Annotated in this window: 15 protein-coding genes; 3 read left to right on the forward strand and 12 right to left on the reverse strand. The window is 72.2% G+C overall.

Annotated elements, in window-relative coordinates:
• Positions 1-7: 7 nt before the first annotated feature.
• The 12 genes from ACIA8K_RS34545 to ACIA8K_RS34600 are packed head-to-tail and all read right to left on the reverse strand — an operon-like array spanning position 8 to position 13,133.
• Positions 8-1,165, reverse strand: a complete 1,158-nt coding sequence (locus ACIA8K_RS34545) for an acyl-CoA dehydrogenase family protein (RefSeq protein WP_396067042.1) — start codon at positions 1,163-1,165, stop codon at positions 8-10.
• Positions 1,162-1,404, reverse strand: a complete 243-nt coding sequence (locus ACIA8K_RS34550; protein WP_396067044.1) for an acyl carrier protein — start codon at positions 1,402-1,404, stop codon at positions 1,162-1,164. The genes ACIA8K_RS34545 and ACIA8K_RS34550 overlap by 4 nt, the downstream gene beginning before the upstream one ends.
• Before the next feature lie 7 nt (positions 1,405-1,411).
• Entirely contained in the window at positions 1,412-2,662 is a 1,251-nt protein-coding gene (locus ACIA8K_RS34555; RefSeq protein WP_396067046.1) for a type III PLP-dependent enzyme, read from the reverse strand.
• Positions 2,655-4,154, reverse strand: a complete 1,500-nt coding sequence (locus ACIA8K_RS34560) for a class I adenylate-forming enzyme family protein (RefSeq protein WP_396067047.1) — start codon at positions 4,152-4,154, stop codon at positions 2,655-2,657. Before ACIA8K_RS34560 ends, ACIA8K_RS34555 begins: the two co-directional genes overlap by 8 nt.
• Positions 4,151-5,368 (reverse strand): phosphopantetheine-binding protein, encoded by a 1,218-nt coding sequence (locus tag ACIA8K_RS34565; protein WP_396067049.1) that lies wholly within the window; start codon positions 5,366-5,368, stop codon positions 4,151-4,153. Before ACIA8K_RS34565 ends, ACIA8K_RS34560 begins: the two co-directional genes overlap by 4 nt.
• 1 nt (position 5,369) lies before the next feature.
• Positions 5,370-6,710 carry a TrpB-like pyridoxal phosphate-dependent enzyme gene (locus ACIA8K_RS34570; protein WP_396067051.1) on the reverse strand — a complete coding sequence of 447 codons (1,341 nt, stop codon included), beginning with the start codon at positions 6,708-6,710 and terminating at the stop codon, positions 5,370-5,372.
• The gene (locus ACIA8K_RS34575) at positions 6,707-6,976 is read right to left on the reverse strand and encodes an acyl carrier protein (RefSeq protein WP_396067053.1); all 270 of its coding nucleotides are present in this window, start codon (positions 6,974-6,976) and stop codon (positions 6,707-6,709) included. Before ACIA8K_RS34575 ends, ACIA8K_RS34570 begins: the two co-directional genes overlap by 4 nt.
• Positions 6,973-8,244 (reverse strand): glutamate-5-semialdehyde dehydrogenase, encoded by a 1,272-nt coding sequence (locus tag ACIA8K_RS34580; protein WP_396067055.1) that lies wholly within the window; start codon positions 8,242-8,244, stop codon positions 6,973-6,975. Before ACIA8K_RS34580 ends, ACIA8K_RS34575 begins: the two co-directional genes overlap by 4 nt.
• Positions 8,245-8,249: 5 nt before the next feature.
• Positions 8,250-8,990: an SDR family NAD(P)-dependent oxidoreductase gene (locus ACIA8K_RS34585; RefSeq protein ID WP_396067057.1), complete on the reverse strand. Its 741-nt coding sequence runs from the start codon at positions 8,988-8,990 to the stop codon at positions 8,250-8,252.
• Positions 8,987-9,712 (reverse strand): alpha/beta fold hydrolase, encoded by a 726-nt coding sequence (locus ACIA8K_RS34590; RefSeq protein WP_396067059.1) that lies wholly within the window; start codon positions 9,710-9,712, stop codon positions 8,987-8,989. The genes ACIA8K_RS34585 and ACIA8K_RS34590 overlap by 4 nt, the downstream gene beginning before the upstream one ends.
• On the reverse strand, positions 9,709-12,888 hold the full coding sequence (locus tag ACIA8K_RS34595) for an amino acid adenylation domain-containing protein (protein WP_396067061.1): 3,180 nt from the start codon (positions 12,886-12,888) through the stop codon (positions 9,709-9,711). The genes ACIA8K_RS34590 and ACIA8K_RS34595 overlap by 4 nt, the downstream gene beginning before the upstream one ends.
• Positions 12,885-13,133 carry a phosphopantetheine-binding protein gene (locus tag ACIA8K_RS34600; protein ID WP_396067063.1) on the reverse strand — a complete coding sequence of 83 codons (249 nt, stop codon included), beginning with the start codon at positions 13,131-13,133 and terminating at the stop codon, positions 12,885-12,887. The genes ACIA8K_RS34595 and ACIA8K_RS34600 overlap by 4 nt, the downstream gene beginning before the upstream one ends.
• 758 nt (positions 13,134-13,891) lie before the next feature.
• Here ACIA8K_RS34600 and ACIA8K_RS34605 point away from each other — a divergent pair.
• From ACIA8K_RS34605 to ACIA8K_RS34615, 3 genes are all read left to right on the forward strand, one after another.
• A complete protein-coding gene (locus tag ACIA8K_RS34605; RefSeq protein WP_396067065.1) occupies positions 13,892-15,247 on the forward strand; it encodes an MFS transporter in 1,356 nt (451 codons plus the stop codon).
• Entirely contained in the window at positions 15,244-16,797 is a 1,554-nt protein-coding gene (locus tag ACIA8K_RS34610) for an amino acid adenylation domain-containing protein (protein WP_396067068.1), read from the forward strand. Before ACIA8K_RS34605 ends, ACIA8K_RS34610 begins: the two co-directional genes overlap by 4 nt.
• Positions 16,798-16,881: 84 nt before the next feature.
• Entirely contained in the window at positions 16,882-18,678 is a 1,797-nt protein-coding gene (locus tag ACIA8K_RS34615) for a BTAD domain-containing putative transcriptional regulator (RefSeq protein ID WP_396067070.1), read from the forward strand.
• The last annotated feature ends 17 nt before the right edge of the window (positions 18,679-18,695 follow it).

Genomic DNA, 18,695 nt, shown 5'->3' on the forward strand with positions numbered 1-18,695 from the left:
CCGCAGGTCAGGCAAGGTGCACCTGCCGGTCCCGCAGGGCCAGCGCCCCGTTCACAAGCAGCAGCCGGTCGTTGGCGTAGTTGAGCGACGCCGAGCGCAGATCCCGGAAGACCCGCTCCAGGAACAGCGGCGACGACCTCAGGTAGCCGTGCCGGAGCCCGGTCAGCTCCACCATCTCGTCGGCGGCGGCGAAACACTGCTCCGAGGCGTGCACCTTCAGCGAGTTGACAAGCAGCTGGACCGACGGGTCGGCCATGTCCGGGGCGCTCTCCACCACGGCCACCGTGTGCCGGAGCAGGGCATTGACAAGATCAAGACGGCCGCGGGTACGGGCCAGCCGGGTCAGCAGCAGCTCGGACGAGGGATCGAACTGCCCCCGGCCCGCCTCGCGGACGTGGTGCAGGATCCGCGACAGCGCTCCGGCCGCCGTGCCGAGCCACGCCGCCGACCAGCCGATGTGCGCAAGCGGGCCGAAGGTCGGGGCGACGATCTCACGGAACTTCCCGGGGACGCCGATCACCTGGTCGGCGGGCACCCGCCCGGTCAGCCGCATCGGCACGCTCTGGGTGGCCCGCATTCCGAGCGGCTGCCAGTCACCGCGTACCTCGAGCGTGAGCTGATCGCGGTGGGCGTAGACGAGCGACACCTGACTCGGCGAGGTCGCGTCCGGCGCGAGCGTGGTGATCAGGAACGCGTCCGCGTGCAGACCACCGGTCACGATCGGGGCGTCCCGGTCGATCGTCAGCGTCCCGGCGTCCTGCCGGACCGCGGACTCGGAGGTGAGCAGATGCCCGCCCTTGCCGCGCTCGGTGGTGACCGAGGCGAGGTAGACGTCCCCCTTGCCGAGCGCGGGAAGCAGCCGCCGGGCGAGCGCGCCGTCCGCGTGCCGGACCACCGCCACCACCTGCTGGCAGTGCATCGCGAAGATCAGGGCGACGGACATGTCCACCCGCGCCAGCCGGACTGTCACATCGACGAGGTCGCCGAGCCCGCCACCACCGCCGCCGTGTGCGGCCGGGACCATCAGGCCCAGCAACCCGGTGGCCCGCATCGCATCCAGCGCCGCCGTGGGGAACCGCGCCGTCTCGTCCGCGGCGTCCGCGTGCGCGGCGGCGGCGGTCAGCACCTCCTCCAGCGCGCTGCCGGCTCCACCCGCGGCGCTCACCTCGCCCCACCCCGCAGCGACTCGATTGTGCTCCAGAGGCTGCCCGCGGTGGCGAAGGTGCTGTCGGTAAGCAGTTCGTCCGGCATGGACACCCCGTAGGTGTCCTCGATTGTGAACAGCAGTTCGATGGCGCGCATCGAGTCCAGGCCGAGCTCGTTGAGCGAGGACTCGGCGGTGATGGGCTGCGTTCCCGCGTACTTGAGGAACGGTTTGATCAGGTACGGAAATGCGTCGTCCATTGTCAGGTCAACCCCTGTCGCTGCCGATGACGGTGTGCCGGGTGAGCTCCAGTCGGGTCATCGCGATGATCCGGTCGCCGCGGACGGTGACCTCGACCGGCATGGGATGCGCGAGGAAGGCCACCAGGCTGGCGTAGAGGCCGTACGCGCCCACGTTCGGCACGGCGACCAGGTCCCCCGGGCGCACCCTCGGGAGAACGGCGGCGCGGGCCCAGGTGTCGAGCGGCGTGCACAGCGGCCCGGTGACGACGGTTCCCGGTTGCGGCGGCCCGGCCGCGGCGTCCACCGTGACCAGGTCCGGCACGATCGGCGGCAGCCGGCGCAGACCCGACATCCCGCCCAGGTGGTGGATGCCCGACTCGAGCACGACCACAGTGGCGCCCTGCGACCGCTTGACGTCGAGCACCCGGGTGACCAGGGTGCCGCAGGTACCGGCCAGGTAGCGGCCCGACTCGAAGGCCACCCTCGGCCCTTCGCGCGGCCAGCCGGGGAACGCGTCGGCAAGCAGCGTGGTGAGCCGGTCCGCAAGCTTCGGCAGGTCCGGCCGAGCGCCGGCGCGGGCGAACGGCGCCCCGAAACCACCCCCGAGGTCGATCAGCTCCGGGTACGTCCCGGACGCCGCGGCCAGCCGCCGTACGGTCTCCACCGACTGGGTGAACTGGGCGATAAGCGCGTCCTCGCCGTCGACGTTGCTGCCCATGTACAGATGGAACCCGGCGATCCGTACGTGCGGGCGCGGGCCGAACAGCTCGGGCCGGTCAAGCATCCAGCGCACGTCCGCGCCGAACTGTGAGGTCACGCCGGTCATGGTGAGCCCCTGACCGGGGGCCGGAGTGTCGTCGTTGATCCGCACCAGCGCGCGCACCCCGGTGCCGTGCGTGCGGGCCACCCGGTCGAGCTGGTCCAGCCCGTACGGCGAGTCGACGGAGAAGAGCCCGACCTCGGCGCGGACCGCCTCGGCCAGGTCGGCGTCCCGCTTGCCCGGACCGGTGTAGAGCATCCCGGCCGGATCGGCGCCGGCGGCCAGCGCGACGCGCAGCTCGCCGGGGGAGCAGATCTCCGCCCGGCACCCCGCGGCGACCAGCCCGGCGACCACCTCCGGGTGCGGGTTCGCCTTGAGCGAGTAGAACAGCTCCGCAGAGCCGGGCAGAGCGGCACGCAGCGCCGCGTACGAACGGTCCAGCTCGTCCAGGTCGTAGACGTACGCCGGGGTCTGCGGCGCGTCCGGCCGGTCGAAGAGCGCCGAAAGATCAGACACGGGAGTCCTCCGCCCGGATCCGGACCAGCCCGGCGCGGTCGACCTTGCCGTTGCGGGTCAGCGGGATCTCCGGCACGACCAGGCAGGTCAGCGGCGACTTGATCTCGTCGAGCTCGGCGCGCAGTGCGGCGAGGACCTCCGGCGCGGTCAGCTCGCCGACCACGAACAGGGTGGCCGAGTCCTCACCGGCGTCGGCACGCGGCGGGAGCACGGCGGCGGCCTGCACCTGCGGGATCCGGTGGGCCGCGGCCTCGACCTCGGTGACGCTTACCCGGGTGCCGCGCTCCTTGTAGATGTCGTCGCGCCGGCCGACGAAGTAGAGGTAGCCGTCGGCGTCGAGCCAGCCGTGATCGCCCGTTCTCAGCTGCGGGAAGAGCCCCTCGACCCGCGGGAAGCGCTGGGCGGTCAGCTCCGGGTGCCGCCAGTAGCCGGCCATTACGTGCGGACCCCGGACCACGATCTCACCGACGGTGTCAGGTGGCACGGCGGCGCCGTCCGCGTCGACGATGAGGATCTCGGTGCCGGGCAGCGCCCGCCCGCAGGCACCGGGCCGGCGCAGGTCCTCGTCGATCGGCATGATCGCCGCCCGCTTGCACTCGGTCAGCCCGAACATCAGCTGCACGTGCAGGGTGGGGATCCGCGCGCGCAGGTCGCGGATGATCTCCGGTGGCATCGCCGCGCCGGTGTTGGTGAGCAGACGCAGCGGAGGCGGCGTCGCGCCCGGCCGCGACAGCATCCGGGCCAGGGCACGGGCCAGCGCGGGTACGGCCGGCAGCACCGTCGCACCGCTGCTGAGCAGATGGTGTGGAAGCGTCGGGCCGGTGTCGGCGGGGGAGGCCAGGTGCAGCCGTGCGCCGGCGATGGTGCTGAGGAAGATCTGGTACATGCCGTAGTCGAAGGAGAGCGGCAGCGCGCACCAGACGACGTCATCGGCCCGGTAGGCGAGCTGGGAGGCGATCGCCGCGGCGGCGAAGACCATCTGCGCGTGGGTGGAGACCACCGCCTTCGGCAGGCCGGTGCTGCCGGAGGTGTAGATCAGGCAGGCCGGGTCGACGGCGATCGGGGGCGGCAGCGGCGTGTCGTCCGGGCCGTCGCGCACCACGCGGCGCAGGTCCGCCGTGCCGGTGGCCGCCACGCCGTGCGCGGCGGCCGCGGCGGTCGCCTGCGGGCTGTCGGTGACAAGCAACGCCGGCGCCGCGTCGGTGAGAACGTGTGCCAGCGCGGCCACCGGGGACTGGGCGTTGAGGACGCTGAAGACGGCGCCCGCCCGGGAACAGGCGTACAGCAGGGCGGGCACCAGCGGGCCGGTCGGCAGGCAGACGATCACCCGGTCGCCGCGCCGGACGCCCCGCCCGGTCAGCCAGACGGCGAGCCGGCGGCTGGCCACGTCCAGGTCGCGGTAGGTGTGGACCGAGCCGCTGTGCGAGATCGCCGGCGCGTCCGGGTGGGCGGCCGCGGCCCGGTCCAGCAGGTGGTGCAGCAGCGTGGTCATCGGCCCGGCACCTCCTGCGCGGCCGGGCGGGCCCGGCCGAACGCGGCGCTCAGCGAGTCCAGGTCGTGCAGGGCCGCGCCGGTGAGCTCGTCCGGGTCCAGCTCCACGCCCAGCCGCGTCTCGACCCGCTCGATCACCTCGACCAGCCGGAACGAGTTGAAGCCGGGCAGTGCCCGCAGCGGACGCCCGTCGACTGGCGTGTCAGGGCTGATTCCGAGGGCGGCGCGTACCTCCTCGGCCAGGGTCTCCCGGATCCGGCCCGGGTCGGCGGCCGGGCCGCCGGACGGCACGGCGAGCCGCCCGGCCAGCGCCCCCTCGTCGCTGAGCAGGCCGGTGAGCTGGTCGAGGACGTGGCCGGGGAAGGCACCGCCGCGTCGGACCCGGCGCATGGCCACGTAGCTCTGGCCGGCCAGGGCGCGCCAGGCGTCGGCCCGCTCGGCGGCCTCCCGCGCCGCGCCGGCGGTGGCCGGGTCGTCGGCCAGCCAGGCGGCGTGAAGTGCCCGGGACCTGCCGAGCAGCCAGATGTCGAGCACCAGCTGGGCCGCCCCGTCCGGATCGTCGGCCCGGCTCCGCACGGCCGTCAGGTAGCCCTCGACCCGGCCGGCGTCGGCGCGTGCGGCGGCCGCGTTGTCTCGCAGCACCGCCGCCCGGTCGAGCACCGGGGCGCCGCCCGCGACGATCGTCATCGCGTCGGCCCGGGGGACCGCCGCGTCGAAGGCGGCGGCCGGCATCCGCCACGTGCCCGGGCGGGCGTCGCCCCACGGGGTGGAGTTGTGGTACCCGTCGACCACCACGCAGTGCTCGCCCGCCTCGACGAGCAGGAAGCTGTGCTCCATGTGCTGATTTCCGGCGTACGGCAGCCAGGTCATGGTGAACGTGTCGGCGACCACGTAGAGCGGCGAGTGGTCCGCGAGCAGGGCGCGCAGCCGCGGCCCGGACACGTCGTCCCAGCGCTGCGCCGACCGCAGGCCGAGCAGGGCGGCCGCCTCCGACAGCCGCTGCTCGACCGAGGCGGTCACCGCCACCCCGGCCGCTCCGGTCGCACAGTGGAACCGTGGAGCGGCACCGAGCGCCAGGTGCGCCCCGGGACGGTAGGCGTGGTCGGCTAGTACGGCCAGATTCGCCTGTAGGCAGTCCAGCAGCTCGGCGCGGATCCCGGTCAGCACCGGCGTCCACTCCCGGCTGCGGGTCGATACCGCGGGCACCACGACCATGTCACGCCCCTCGCGTCGGGTGGACCGCGCGCAGCGACGCCGTCGCCGCCCGCACCAGGTCCGTGTCGGCCGGCCGGTCCTCGGGAGAACCGGCCAGCAGCTTGTCGTAGGCGGCCAGGTCGAGCAGGCCGTGCCCGCTGACGCAGACCAGCACCCCGTGCCGGGCCGGGTGACCGGACTCGCGACCGGCCGCGACGCGGGCGGCGACGGCCAGCGCGTGACCCGACTCCGGGGCGGGCAGCACCAGTTCGGTCAGGGCGAACGTGCGGCCCGCGGTGAGCGCCTCGCGTTCGCCCACCGCAAGCGCGGAGATGTGGTCGCGGTAGCGCATGGCGGAGAGAAGCTTCGCCGCGCCGTGGAAGCGCAGGCCGGCCGAGTGCGACGACGGGATCGCGAATCCGCTGCCGACCGTGTACATCGCCTCAAGCGGTCCGGTGCCGGTCGCGTCGGTGTGGTCGTAGGCGTACACCCCGCGGGTGAGTTTCGGGGTGGTGCTTGACTCGGCGGCGATCAGGTCGGCCGGCAGAGCGCGCTCGCCGGCGCGGGCGGCGGCGAAGAACGGCAGGGCGAGCCCGCCGAAGTTGCTTCCGGCGCCCACACAGCCGACCACGGCGTCCACGTCCGCGCCGAGCGCGGCGAGCTGGTCGATCGACTCCAGGCCGATCACCGACTGGTGCAGGATGCTGTAGGTCTCGCCGCTGCCGATGCAGAACGCCCGTTTGGGGTCCGCCCGGGCGTACTCGACGGCTTCGCCGATCGCGACCGCGAGGCTGTTGCCCTGGCCCGGCCGGTCGGCGGCGGCACGTCCGACAGCGGTCAGCGGGCTGGGACTGGCGTGCAGCTGCGCGTCGAACAGGCGCATCAGGCTGCCCCGGTAGGGCTTGTCGCGGAGGCTTCCGCCGACCATGAAGACGGTGCAGGCCATGCCGAACGCGGCGCAGGCGGCGGCGAGGGCGCTGCCCCACTGCCCGGCGCCGGTACCTGTGACAAGTTCCCGGAAGCCGGCGCGATGGTAGTAGTAGGCCTGCGCCAGCGCGGTGTTCCACTTGTGACTGCCGGAGATGTTGCCGCCCTCGTACTTCACGTAGATCGGGACGCGCGCGCCGATCTCCGCCTCGAATCGCCGGGCCCGCCACAGCGGTGTCGGCCGGTGGGCCCGGTAGCGCTCGGCCACCGGCTCCGGGATCGGCCAGAACTCGCGGTGCGAGATGCTCTGCCGGACCAGTTCCAGCGGCAGGGTGGCGGTCACCGGGCCGGCCGTGTGCGGCGGGGTCAGATCGGCCGGCAGCTGCTCGCCGAGGTGGGGCAGGACGCTGCGCCACGCCGTGGGCACCGTGGTCATGCTTCCTCCCGCGTCACGTCCGCGACGACGTCGACCAGGTCGGCGACGGTGGTGAAGACCCGCCCGGCGAAGATGTCGTCGGGAAGCGTCACGTCGAGCTCGTCCTCGAGCCGGACGAGCATGCCGAGGAAGCCGAGCGAGTTGACCCGTAGCAGGTCACCGTTGAGGGGCTCGTGGTCGTCGATACTGCTGGGGTCGACCGAGAGCCTTGACTCGCGTACGACGAGCCGTTTCACCGCCTCGTTGATCCGGGCCTGGTCGGTCATGACGCCCCCGCCCCGTCGCCGCGCAGCCGGCCGCCGGCGTCGACCACCCAACTCCAGGTCAGCAGGGCCGACAGGTCGACGGGCCCGCGGACGTGCAGCCGGCCCGTGCCGATGGACAGCTCAGGTCCCAGTGCCATCGTCGGGCCGTCGTGCAGGCGCAGGGAACCGTTGACCACGAGCGCGGCGGCGTCCACCCCGGCCAGGAACGCGTCGATGACCGGCCGGTCGGTGGCCACCACGCCCTCGGTGTGCTGGGAGCCGAACCGGCGGATGTGGGTCACCGCCTCGTCCAGCCCGGCGACGGGCCGGATGCCGACCGCGCGTTCCAGGAACTCCCTGCCGTCGTCGGTGTCGGTAAGCGCGGTCACCGACGCCCCGGGGGGTACGGCGCCGGCCAGGCGTGGGTCGACCCGCAGCCGCCACGGCTCGGCCAGCCCGGTGCCGGCGTGCAGCAGCGCCCGGGTGAGGTCCTCCGCGATGTCGGCGTGGGCCAGCACCAGTTCCAGGGTGTTGCAGGCGGTGGGTTCGCCGAGCTTGCTGTCGAGCGCGATGCGGGCGGCCAGGTCGAGGTCGGCGCTGCGGTCGACGTACAGGTGGTTGACACCGCCGCCGCTGGCGATGACCGGGATCGTGGAACTCGTCAGGCAGTAGTCGATCAAGGTCGGGCCGCCCCGGGGGATGAGCACGTCGACCGCGTCGTGGCGCTTGAGCAGGGCCCGTACCAGTCGCCGGTCGGGGTCGGTGACGACCTGCACCGTGCCGTCCGGCAGCTGGGCGTCCCGCACCGCCAGGGTGACCAGCGCGGCCAGGGCCCGGTTGGTGGCCGAGATCTCCGCGCCACCGCGCAGGACGGCGACGTTGCCGACCGCGACCGGCAGCAGCGCACCCTCCACCGTCACCGTCGGGCGCGCCTCGAAGATCATGAGGACGACACCAAGCGGCTTGGGCAGCCGCCAGATCGAGGCGCCGTTGCCGGCGCGGTGCCCGGGGGCGGCGGCGGTGACCTCCGGAAGTGCCGCCCGGGTCCGGTCGATCAGGTCGAGCAGGGCGTCGAGGTGGGGTTTGCCGAGCGCCAGGCGGTCGATAAGTGCCGGGCCGAGGCCCGCCTCACGGCCCCGTCGCACGTCTGAGGCGTTCGCCGTCAGCACGTCGGCCCAGCCCGAGGTGAGCCGGTCGGCGAGCGCTTCGCAGTACCTGTCGTAGCGGGCGTCGCCAGGTGGTGGCAGCGCGGCCCGGGCGCGCGCGGCGGTACGCAGGAGGTCGTCCACGTCGGTCACCACATGAACTGCCCGCCGTCCACGATCAGTTTCTGCCCGGTCAGGTATCCGCTCGCCGGCCCGACGAGGAACTCGAGGGCGTCGGCGATCTCCTCGGTGGTGCCGATGCGGCCGCGGGGGATCTCGGTGACCACCGCCGCTCGGGCGACCGGATCGTGGAGCCGGAAGCGGGTCACCAGCTCCTCCGTCTCGATCATGCCCGGGATCAGGCAGTTGACCTTGATCCGAGGAGCCAGCTCAAGGGCCAGACACTTGGTGAGGTGCAGCAGGCCGGCCTTGCTGACGCAGTAGTTCGCGCCGTCGCGGCGCGGGCGGATCCCGGTGGTGGCACCCACGTTGACGATCACGCCGTCGTGGCCGGCCGCCAGCATCGCCGGAGCGAAGGCCCGGGTCAGGTAGAAGGCGCCGGAGAGGTTGGTGTCGAGCACCTGCCGCCAGTCCTCGGCCGACAGCTCAAGGAACGGCCTGTCGATGTTGATGCCGGCGTTGTTGACGAGCACCGTCGGCGTGCCGTGCTCGTCAAGGATCGCCGCCGCGGAGGCGCTCACCGCGCCGGCGTCGGCGATGTCGAGCCGGAGCGGGTGGAAGGCGGTACCGAGCTCCGCCGCTGCGGCCTCGGCCGCGGCGGTGTCCGCCCGGTAGAGAGCGACAACGCGGTGTCCCAGCTTCACCAGGCGGCTGCTGAGGGTGAACCCGATGCCCCGGGTGCCGCCGCTGACGACCGCGAGCGGCCTCATCGCAGCACCGCCCCGGAGGAACGGCCGAGGAACCGGTCCAGCTCGCCGACGAGTTGTGACAGGTGCTCGGGCTCGAAGACGTCGAAGTGGCCCGCGTCGAGCCGCCCGGTGCTCAGCCGCGGCGCGAGCTCCTGCCAGCGGGTCTCGGCCTCGGCGCGGAACGCGAACTCCGCGTCGGTGCACATGAGCATCAGGACCCGGCCGGGGTAGCACTGTTGCGCCTGGTAGTTCGCGAGGGCGGTGAGCTGTGTGTCGAAGACCCGCCGGACCCGCTCGACCGTCGCCGGATCGGGGCGCGGCCCGAGCATCCCGATGACTGTCTCCCGGATGCGGACGTCCTCGTCGGCGGCGGCACGGCGCGGCAGCGGTGAGGCGTCCACGAGCACCAGGTCGGGCAGGTGGCCCTGCTCGGCCAGCCGGACGCACAGCTCCCAGGCGACCGCGCCGCCCAGGGACCAGCCGAGCACGGCAGCCGGGACGGTGCCGTCCGCCTCGAGCGCGTCCTGCGCGGCGTCGGCCATCTCGGCGATGCTCAGCTCCGCCTCCTCGCCGGGCACCAGGCCGGCGGCGCGGACGGCCCCGACATTGTGGGTCGCGCCGAGCGCCGCGGCGAGCCGCAGGTAGGGGTGCAGTCCGCCGCCGGCGCCCGGCAGCAGGACGCACAGGGGCCGGGTGCCCCGCCGCAACAGGGGAACCAGCCGGCCGGGCAGCCGGGCCGTCACGGCGCCACCGCCGTGGTGCCGCGTGCCGCCCGGACGAGCGCGGCCAGGTTCGCCACTGTGGGCGCGGAGAAGAAGTCGATCAGCGGGACCGGCACCTCGTAGCGTTCCTGCACCTCGGCGAGGGTGGTGAAGATGTTCAGGGAGTGGGCTCCGTACTCGATGAGCGAACGGTCGGGCCGGATGCCCTGCACGTCGAGCACCCCACCCCACAGCTCGGCCAGCTCCCGCTCCAGCTCGTCGGTGTACGCGGCGTCGGTGGTCTCGGCGCTCTGCTGCGCGGTCAGCAGCTCGTCTGCGAGTCGCAGCAGCGCGTCCCGGTCCGTCTTGCCGGTCGGCGTGGTCGGAACCCGGTCGACCGGGAAGATCCACAATGGGCGCATGTACACAGGCAGCGCCGCGGTGAGCCTGAGACGTACCCTCTCCGGGTCCGCGCCCGAGGCGGTGTCGGCACGGATGAAGAGCCCGAGCTCCCGGTCCGCGCCGGTGCCCCGGACCACGGCGACCGCCTGGCGGACGCCGTCGACCTGGTTCGCCACGGTCTCGATCTCGCCCAGTTCGATCCGGTACCCGCGGATCTTGACCTGGGTGTCCATCCGGCCGAGGAAGACGAGGTCACCCCGGTCGTCGCGCACCACGAGGTCTCCGGTGCGGTAGGCGATCCCGCCGGGTGCGCGGGAGAACCTGTCGGGCACGAAGCGTTCAGCCGTGATCTCCGGGTTGTTGATGTAGCCGTCCGCGGGGCAGTCTCCGCCCAGCAGCAGCTCGCCCGCGACACCGGACGGCGCGAGGTGACCTGTGGCGTCCACCACGTAGGCGTTCACCCCGGGGTACGGCAGGCCGATCGGTACGTGCGCCGGCCAGGTCGCGTCCCGGTAGGACAACCGGTACGAGGTGACCGCGTGGGTCTCGGTGGGACCGTAGAGGTTGACCAGGGTGCAGTGCGGCCGGGCGAGGAAGAAGTCGCGGATCTCGTCGTCGACGGTGAGCTGCTCGCCGGAGACGCACACATAGCGCAGCGCGGGCAGCCGGGTGCCCCGGGAGGCGGCCTGCACCAGGGGACGCAACGCCGCGACCGGGAGGTAGACGTGGGTCACCTCGGTCTGGGCGATCCGGCTGAGCACGGCGGTGAACATCCGCCGGTCTGCCGGTTCGCGGGAGACGACGGTCCCGCCCGCGGCGAGCGTCGGCAGGATCTCCTGGAAGGAGACGTCGAACCCCAGCGGGGCGTACTGCAGGAAGCGGGTCTCGGTGTTCATGGCGAGGGCCGCGATCTGCCAGCTGGTCAGGTTGGCCAGCGGGCCGTGTCCCATCTGGACGCCCTTCGGCGCCCCCGATGATCCCGACGTGTACATCACGTAGACCGGGGCGCCGGGGTCGGCAAGCACGCCGGGTACCGGCTCGGTGGACGCGGCGAGTTCCGCCACCGCGACCGTGCGCACGCCTGGTACCAGCGGCTCGCCGGCGACGAACTCGCAGCCGGCGCGCGTGACCATGTACTCAAGCCGCTCGGCGGGAAGGCCCGGGTCCAGCGGGAGGTAGGCCGCTCCCCGGCGCAGGATCGCCAGGATGGCGGTCACCGTGTCGCAGAGGGTCGTCGCGGCGAGCCCGACCACCGCGCCGGGGCCGACCCCGTGCGCGGCGAGCCCGGCACTGATCCGTTCGGATTCGGCCAGCAGCCCGCGGTAGTCGAGCCGGCGGGCCGGATCCTCGACGGCCGGGGCGCCGGGCCGGGACTCGGCGGCCGCCACCACCCACTCCCAGGGGGTGTCCCCGCGTAGCGGGCTCGTCCAGCCGTCGGAACGGACGCTGGTGTCGGCGGAGGCGTCGGCGAACAGGTCGCCGAGGCGGCACGAGCCGTCCCGCACGGCTGCGCGGACGGCGTCGCGAAGCGAGGTGAGCAGCCCGTCGGCGACCACCGGCGTGATCAGCTGACGGTCGTACTCCAGCTCCAGCAGCCACCGGCCCTCGACCGGGGTGACGCCCAGCCACAGGTCGAACTTGGCGGTGTCGTTGCCCGGCTCCAGAACACGCAGCACCGCCCCGCCCGGTTCCGGTGTGAAGGTGTCCTGCATGGCGAGCATCGCCGAGAACAGCGGGTTGCGGTTGCTCGACCGGTCGGGCCGTACGTCGGCGACGAGCCGGTTGAACGTGACGTCGATGTGCGCCCGGCAGAAGTCGACCGACTCGCGGACCACCTTGCCGAGATGTTCGTCGACGGTGCGGCTCCAGTCCACGTCGACGGTGACCGGCAGGGTGTTGACCAGGAAACCGCCCAGGTCGAACGCGCCGATCGTGCGCCGGGCCATGAACGGGCTGCCGACCAGGACGCTCGCGACGTTGCCGTGCCGGGCCAGCACGGTGCCGTAGATGCCGGAGAAGAACACGAACGGGGAGATCTCCAGCCGCCGGCAGGTCTCCGACAGTGCCGCCGTCTCGGCCTCGCCGAGGTGCCAGCTGACCCGGTCGCCGGTGAACTCGGTCTGCACGGGGCGGCCGGGCAGCGGTGCCAGGACCAGGGGCGGGATCTCCCGGAGCCGGGCCGCCCACTCCCGGGACCGCTCGATGACGCGCTCGGAGACGGCGGTGCGGTTCTGCGCCTCGAGCTCCTTGGCGAACGCCGTCTCGCGGGCGCCGCGCCGCTGGGCGACCTCCGCGTCGAGACGTCCGGACAGCGCCTGTTCGAGGTCTCGGACCAGCGGGCCCATCGACAGGCCGTCAAGGATGATGTGGTGGTCGCACATGAGGACCGTGACGCGGTCGTCGTCGAGGCACCTGATGATCGCGAACCGGTAGGCGGGGCCGTTGGCCAGGTCGAACTCCGGGCGGCCGATCCGCCGTTGGGCGGTGACGACCGCGTCCTCGAAGTCGCGCCGCCGGGCGGTGACCCGCTCGAGCGGGAAGTCCTCAGGTGCCGGCGGCGGGGTGAGCCGGGCGTGCATCTGCGGGAGCATCCGGAAGACCTGACGCATGGCGGGCTGGACGGCGACCACCGTCGCCAGCGCGCGCTCGATCGTGCTGTCCGGGATCGACGGGTCGATGTCGAATCGGACGAGTTGGTTGTAGACGGCCCGGCCGGGCGAGCGCTCGCTGACGACAAGCAGGCCCTTCTGCGACTCGGTGATCGGCAGTCGCGCCGGCGTCGTGTCCGCCGCCGGCTCGGTCCCGGTCGTCGTCACGGTGTGCCTCCGGTCTCCGCGCTCACGGCGCTCAGCTCACGTAGCCATCGCTTCAGGTCACCTACGGTGCGGATCTCGACGAGGCGGGTGGCGTCGATCTCCGCGTCGTCGTCGTCGGCCACGTCGACGGCGAGCCTCAGCAGCGACAGCGATTCGAGTCCTGCCTCAAGCAGAGGAGTCGAGTCGTCGAAGGCCACCGACGCATACTTCGCGATCGTGGTGTCGAGGTCGGCTGGTGTCGTCATGCCTGCTTCCCGTTTGCCTGAGGCCGGCGACGCCGGGGATCGGAAATCTGACAAGTGGCGTTTGTCGATCGTTTTCGGGCGGATCGAATGGCGTTACCGGAGTTCTTCGTTCGAGCATCCGGACGCTTATGTTTTCTCGATGTTCTCTAGATGGAATGTCGTTGGTCGCTGCGCTGGAGGGCGGCCGTGAGGTGGTCCACCCGGGCTCTCGGCGGGCGTTTGCCGGGTTTGCTGGTTAGGTGGCGGCTTGACCCGCTTGACTCCGATGCGGATTCATTCGACGTCGTATCGCGCTTACCCGGGGGCGACAGAATCGCTGGTAGAGGCGTTTCTCAGGCGGCAATACCGTTGTAATCGCCCTAGAACCGGCAGGTCAGACAGAATGCCCGGTACGTATTATTCGGGCTTCTGTTAGGACGTGGCCGCACGCCCGCCTACGGACCGGGAAGGGTCAGCTAGCCGATTGATGTGAGGATGGACATAGCCGCATCGATGACTTATGGTGCTTTGAGTGCGATAGGACTGTCCCCATAGGACATCCTCGAAATCTTCATGATCATTTGAATTCACGACCTGCCGGCACGGATTGCGGCAGCGGTGTTCGCGTGTCTGTCCTGCTGAAAGCCGGATCGGGGCTGCCGCCGATTTAAAAACGGGCCGGCCGCCGTACCCAATCGTTTGTTTTTCTGGTTTCTTGTCATCTTGACCAGTGCGCGTCCTGAACGGCCGACCCCCGGTCAGTGCGCAGACTCGAGATCGTGCGAGGGATTTTCGTGGCCACAGCTCAGCCCACAGTGCAGGCGGATCCACCCGCAGCCAGGCGAAACGAGTGGATCCTGGTCGTCTTCACCGGAACCACAAACCTCGCCGACGCGGTGGCCCGGATCGCGCTGCCACTGCTCGCCGCGCAGATCAGTCGATCCCCCGTCGTGGTCGCCGCGGTCGCCTCTGTCATGAGCCTGCCGTGGCTGGTGGCGGCCCTGCACGTCGGGGTCTTCGTCGACCGCATGGACCGGCGTGTGCTGCTGATGGCCGCGGAGATCGCCCGGCTGCTCTCGACCGGCCTGCTGCTGGTGACCGTGCTGGCCGGACGTCCCACACTGGTGCTGATCTACGCCGCAGCCCTGGTCATCGGCCTCGCCGACGTGGTGGCCGGCATCGCCGGGGTCTCCATCATCCCGTCGGCGGTGCCGAAACGCCGCTGGGAGAAGGCCAACGCGCGGATCACGGCCCTGGAGTACCTCTTCAACGGCTTCGTCGGGCAGCCGGTCGGCGGCTTCCTGGTGGCGATCGGGTTCGGGCTCGCCCTCGGCGTCACCGGCTTCTCCTACGCGGCCGGGGCGGTGCTGCTCCTGCTGCTTGTCGGCAACTTCCGGGTGGCCGCCAAGACCGGCCCGAAGAGGTCGGTCAACACCGAGATCCGGGAGGGCCTCCGGTTCCTCTGGCAGCACCAGCTGCTCCGCACGATGGCGCTGCTCATCGCGATCATGGCCGGCTGCTGGTCGGCGTGGCTCGCGCTCATCCCGGTCTACGCCGTCGGCGGTCCGCTCGGGCTCGACGAGCGTCAGTACGGTTTCCTGCTCACCTGCCTCGGCGCGGGCGGCATCATCGGCACCGTCATCGTCGGGCCGCTCAACCGATGGATCGGCCGGCGGTGGTCCATGTTCGCCGACGTGATCGGCGCCTTCGCCCTCGTCGCCGCGCCCGCGCTGCTGCCGCCCACACCGGCCAGCGCGTGGCCCATCGGCGCCGCGGCCTTCGTCGCCGGCGTCGGCGGAACGATGTGGACAGTCAACTCCCGCTTCATCACCCAGTCGCTGGTGCCGGCCGACATGCTCGGCCGATTCAGCGCGGCGAGCCGGCTCGTGGCCTGGGGCATGACCCCGGTGGCCGCGATCCTCGCCGGAATCCTCGCCCAGGTCTTCTCGTACCAGGTGGCGTTCGGTTTCTTCGCCGTGCTCTGCGTGCTGCTCGTCTACCCGTTCTTCACTGTCGTGACCAGGGAACGCGTCGCGGAGATCGACGCGCTGGCCACCGAGGCCGCGGCACCGGCCCCGGCACCCGGCGGCGGCGAGGACCTGCCGGAGGCGACCACCACCGGCGGCTCCCGGTGAGCCAGGGTGGTCCGACCCTCCTCCACGGGTTCCTCGAGACGGCCCGGCGTCATCCCGACGCCCCGGCCCTGCGCGTGGCCGGGCGCGAGCTCACCTACGCCGAGCTGCTCGACAGCGCCGAGCGGCTGGCCACCCGGCTTGTCGCACTGCGCGGCCGGCCGCCCCGGGTCGTCGGGCTCTGCGCGTCGCGCAGCCTCACCGCGTACGTCGGCTACCTGGCCGCGCTGCGCCTGGCCGCGACGGTCGTGCCGCTGAGCCCCACCGCGCCCGCGGAACGACTCCGCCGTACCTGTGCCCACGCCGGCGTCGATGCACTGCTCGCCGACGACGCGGGCCTGCGGGTGGCCGAGGCGGCAGCCGGGCCGGTGGCGCTTCTGCACCTGCCCGACGGCCCGGAGCACCACAGGTTCGAGGCGTCGGCCGAGCGGTGGGCGGAGGAGTGCGCCGCCGGCCCCGACGACGTCGCCTACACGCTGTTCACCTCCGGCTCCACAGGCACGCCCAAAGGCGTGCCGGTCCGGCACCGCAACGTCGTCCCCTACGTGTCGTACTGTGCCGAGGCCTACGAGGTGGGGCCCGGGGCGCGGCTGTCGCAGACCTTCGAGCTGACCTTCGACCCGTCGGTGTTCGACATGTTCGTCGCCTGGCTGTCCGGGGCGCTGCTTGTGGTCGCCGCGCCCGGCGACGCGATGGCGCCCGTCCGCTACGTCAACGACAACGCGATCACCCACTGGTTCTCGGTGCCGTCGGTGATCTCCCTGGCCCGCCGCCTGCGCGGTCTGCGACCCGGCAGCATGCCCGGCCTTCGATGGAGTCTCTTCGCCGGCGAGCAGCTCACCCTCGCCCAGGCGCGGGCGTGGGCGGACGCCGCGCCGCACAGCACAGTGGAGAACCTGTACGGGCCGACCGAGCTGACAGTCACCTGCACGCGGTACCGGCTGCCCGCCGATCCCGCGCGGTGGCCGCACACGAGCAACGGCACCGTGCCGATCGGGCGCATCCATCCGCACCTGGAGGGGGTTCTCCTCACGGCCGACGGCGCCGCCGCGGACGAGGGTGAGCTCTGTGTGCGCGGCAGCCAGCGATTCGACGGCTACCTGGACCCGGCACAGAATCAGGGCCGGTTCGCCGATCACGACGGTCGCCGGACCGTCCCGGCCGGCGCTCTTCCCGGACCGCAGAGCTGGTACCGGACGGGAGACCGCGTTCGTCAGGAGGACGGTGAGCTGGTCCACCTGGGCAGACTCGACGACCAGGTCAAGATCCACGGATACCGGATCGAGCTGGGCGAGATCGAGTCCGTCCTGCGCCGGCATCCCGAGCTGCGTGATGTCGTCGTGCTGGCCCTGCCCACCGGCGCCGGGGAGATCGAGCTGCACGCGTTCTACACCTGCGAGCAGCCGGCGGAGGTGGAGCTGGCCGCGCTTGTCGCCACGCACCTCCCGCCCTACATGGCACCGGCGCGGTACCACCGGGTCGAACTGTTCCCCGTCAACTCAAGCGGCAAGGTCGACCGTCGGCGGCTCGCCGCCGACGCCGGACTGAGCTGAGAAACGACACCCACCACGCGCGCACGAATCGAGAGCAGAATGTCCATCAGCCCGGCACCGCCCGGTCGCCTGCGCTTCCGGTTGATGGGACCCGTAGAGTTCCACGACGGCGTCACGTGGTGCGGGATCGGCTCGGCCAAACAGCGCGCCCTCCTGGCTACGCTGCTGCTCAACGCCGACCAGGTGGTGTCGCTTGAGCAGTTGATCGCCGAACTGTGGGACGACGATCCGCCGACCTCGGCAAGCGGCCTGGTCGCCGGATACGCCTGGCGGCTGCGCCGTACCCTCAATGACCGCAACGGCGCGATCCTGACCACCCGCAGCCCTGGCTACCGGCTGCTGGCCGCACCGGAGACGATCGACATCGGCGAGTGTGAGGCGCTCATCCGGCGAGCCCACGCCGATCTGGCCGCCGGGCGGCCGGAGGCCGCCGTCCACGGGTTCGACGCGGCGCTCGCGCTGTGGCGCGGAGCCCCACTCGCCGACGTCCGGCCGACTCCGCTGGTGATGACCGAGGTGGCGCGCCTGGAGGAGACCCACATCGCGACGATCGAGGCACGCATCGGCGCAGAGCTGGAACTGGGGCGGCACGGCATGCTGCTGCCGGAGCTGAAGGTGCTCGTCAGCCAGCATCCGCTGCGGGAGCGTCTGCACGCGAACCTGATGACCGCGCTCTATCGCGACGGGCAGCAGGCGGTGGCCCTGGGCGCGTACCGCGACCTGCGGCGGCTGCTCGTCGACGAGCTGGGCATCGAACCAAGCGAGTTGCTGCGGGACCTCGAGCAACGGATCCTGCGCAACGACCCGCTGCTGCGGCTGTACCGCTCCGCACCCCGCCCTGTCGTCCGGGCAGCCGCATCGAGCCCGGCGACGTCCCGGATCGCCGCCGGCCCGGTGGTCCTGCACGGGCGGCGCACCGCACTGGACCGACTGATCAGCGGGGTACGGACCGGACGGACCTGTGTGGTGCAGGGCCTGGTCGGCGCGGGAAAGACCGCCCTGGCGCTGCGTGCCGCGCACGAGCTGGCCGAGGAGTATCCCGACGGCACCGTGTTCGTGCCGATGGGCGCCGCGCACGCGGACGGCTCCCCGGAGGCCGCGCGGGCGGTCCGGGCCGTCGCGAGGGAACTCGGGCTGCCGCTGCCTGCGGACGGCCGTCCACTGTCGAGCCTGCTGAACGGCCGGCGGGTCCTGGTCATCCTTGACGACGTGGTGAACGCCGCTCAGGTACGTGCCCTCGCGTCGGTTCCCCCGGGTAACGCCCTGATCATCACGTCCCGGTCCGGGATGACCACTCTCGACGGCGCGGTCCGGGTCCCGGTCGGCGCGCTCGGCACCGACGACGCGCTGGACATGCTCCGCTACCACCTCGGCACGGAACGGGTGGACGCCGAGCCGGAGGCGGCGCTGACGCTCGTGCAGCGCTGTGACGCGATGCCCCTGGCGCTGCGTATCGCGTCCGCCCGGCTCGTCAACCGCCCGGACTGGTCCCTCGCCGCATTCGCCACCAGACTCGCCGACCGGGCCTGCCGGCTCGACGCCCTGGTCTGCGCGTCGATGACCATGAGGGAGCCGGTCGCCGCGGCGGTGCGGGCGCTGGTCCGTGACCTGGACGGTGACGGCGAGGCGCTGCGCATCCTGCGTCTGCTGAGCCGGCTGCACCTCGGCACCGTGAGCGTGTCGAACCTGGCCGAGCTGTCCGGCCAGTCGACAGCCGTGGCCGAGGTCGCCGCCGAGCGGCTTGTCGACGCGGGACTCGCCGAGGCGTTACCGGGCGACAGTTACCGCATCCCCGAGCTGGTCTGCGTGCACGTGCGGGAACTGCGCCCCACCACCGAGTACGACAGGGCTGCCGCCATGACCGTCGGGCCGTGTGCCTGAGCCACGGCACGGCGGTC

The sequence above is a fragment of the Catenuloplanes sp. NPDC051500 genome, from assembly GCF_044454585.1.
Lineage (GTDB): Bacteria > Actinomycetota > Actinomycetes > Mycobacteriales > Micromonosporaceae > Catenuloplanes.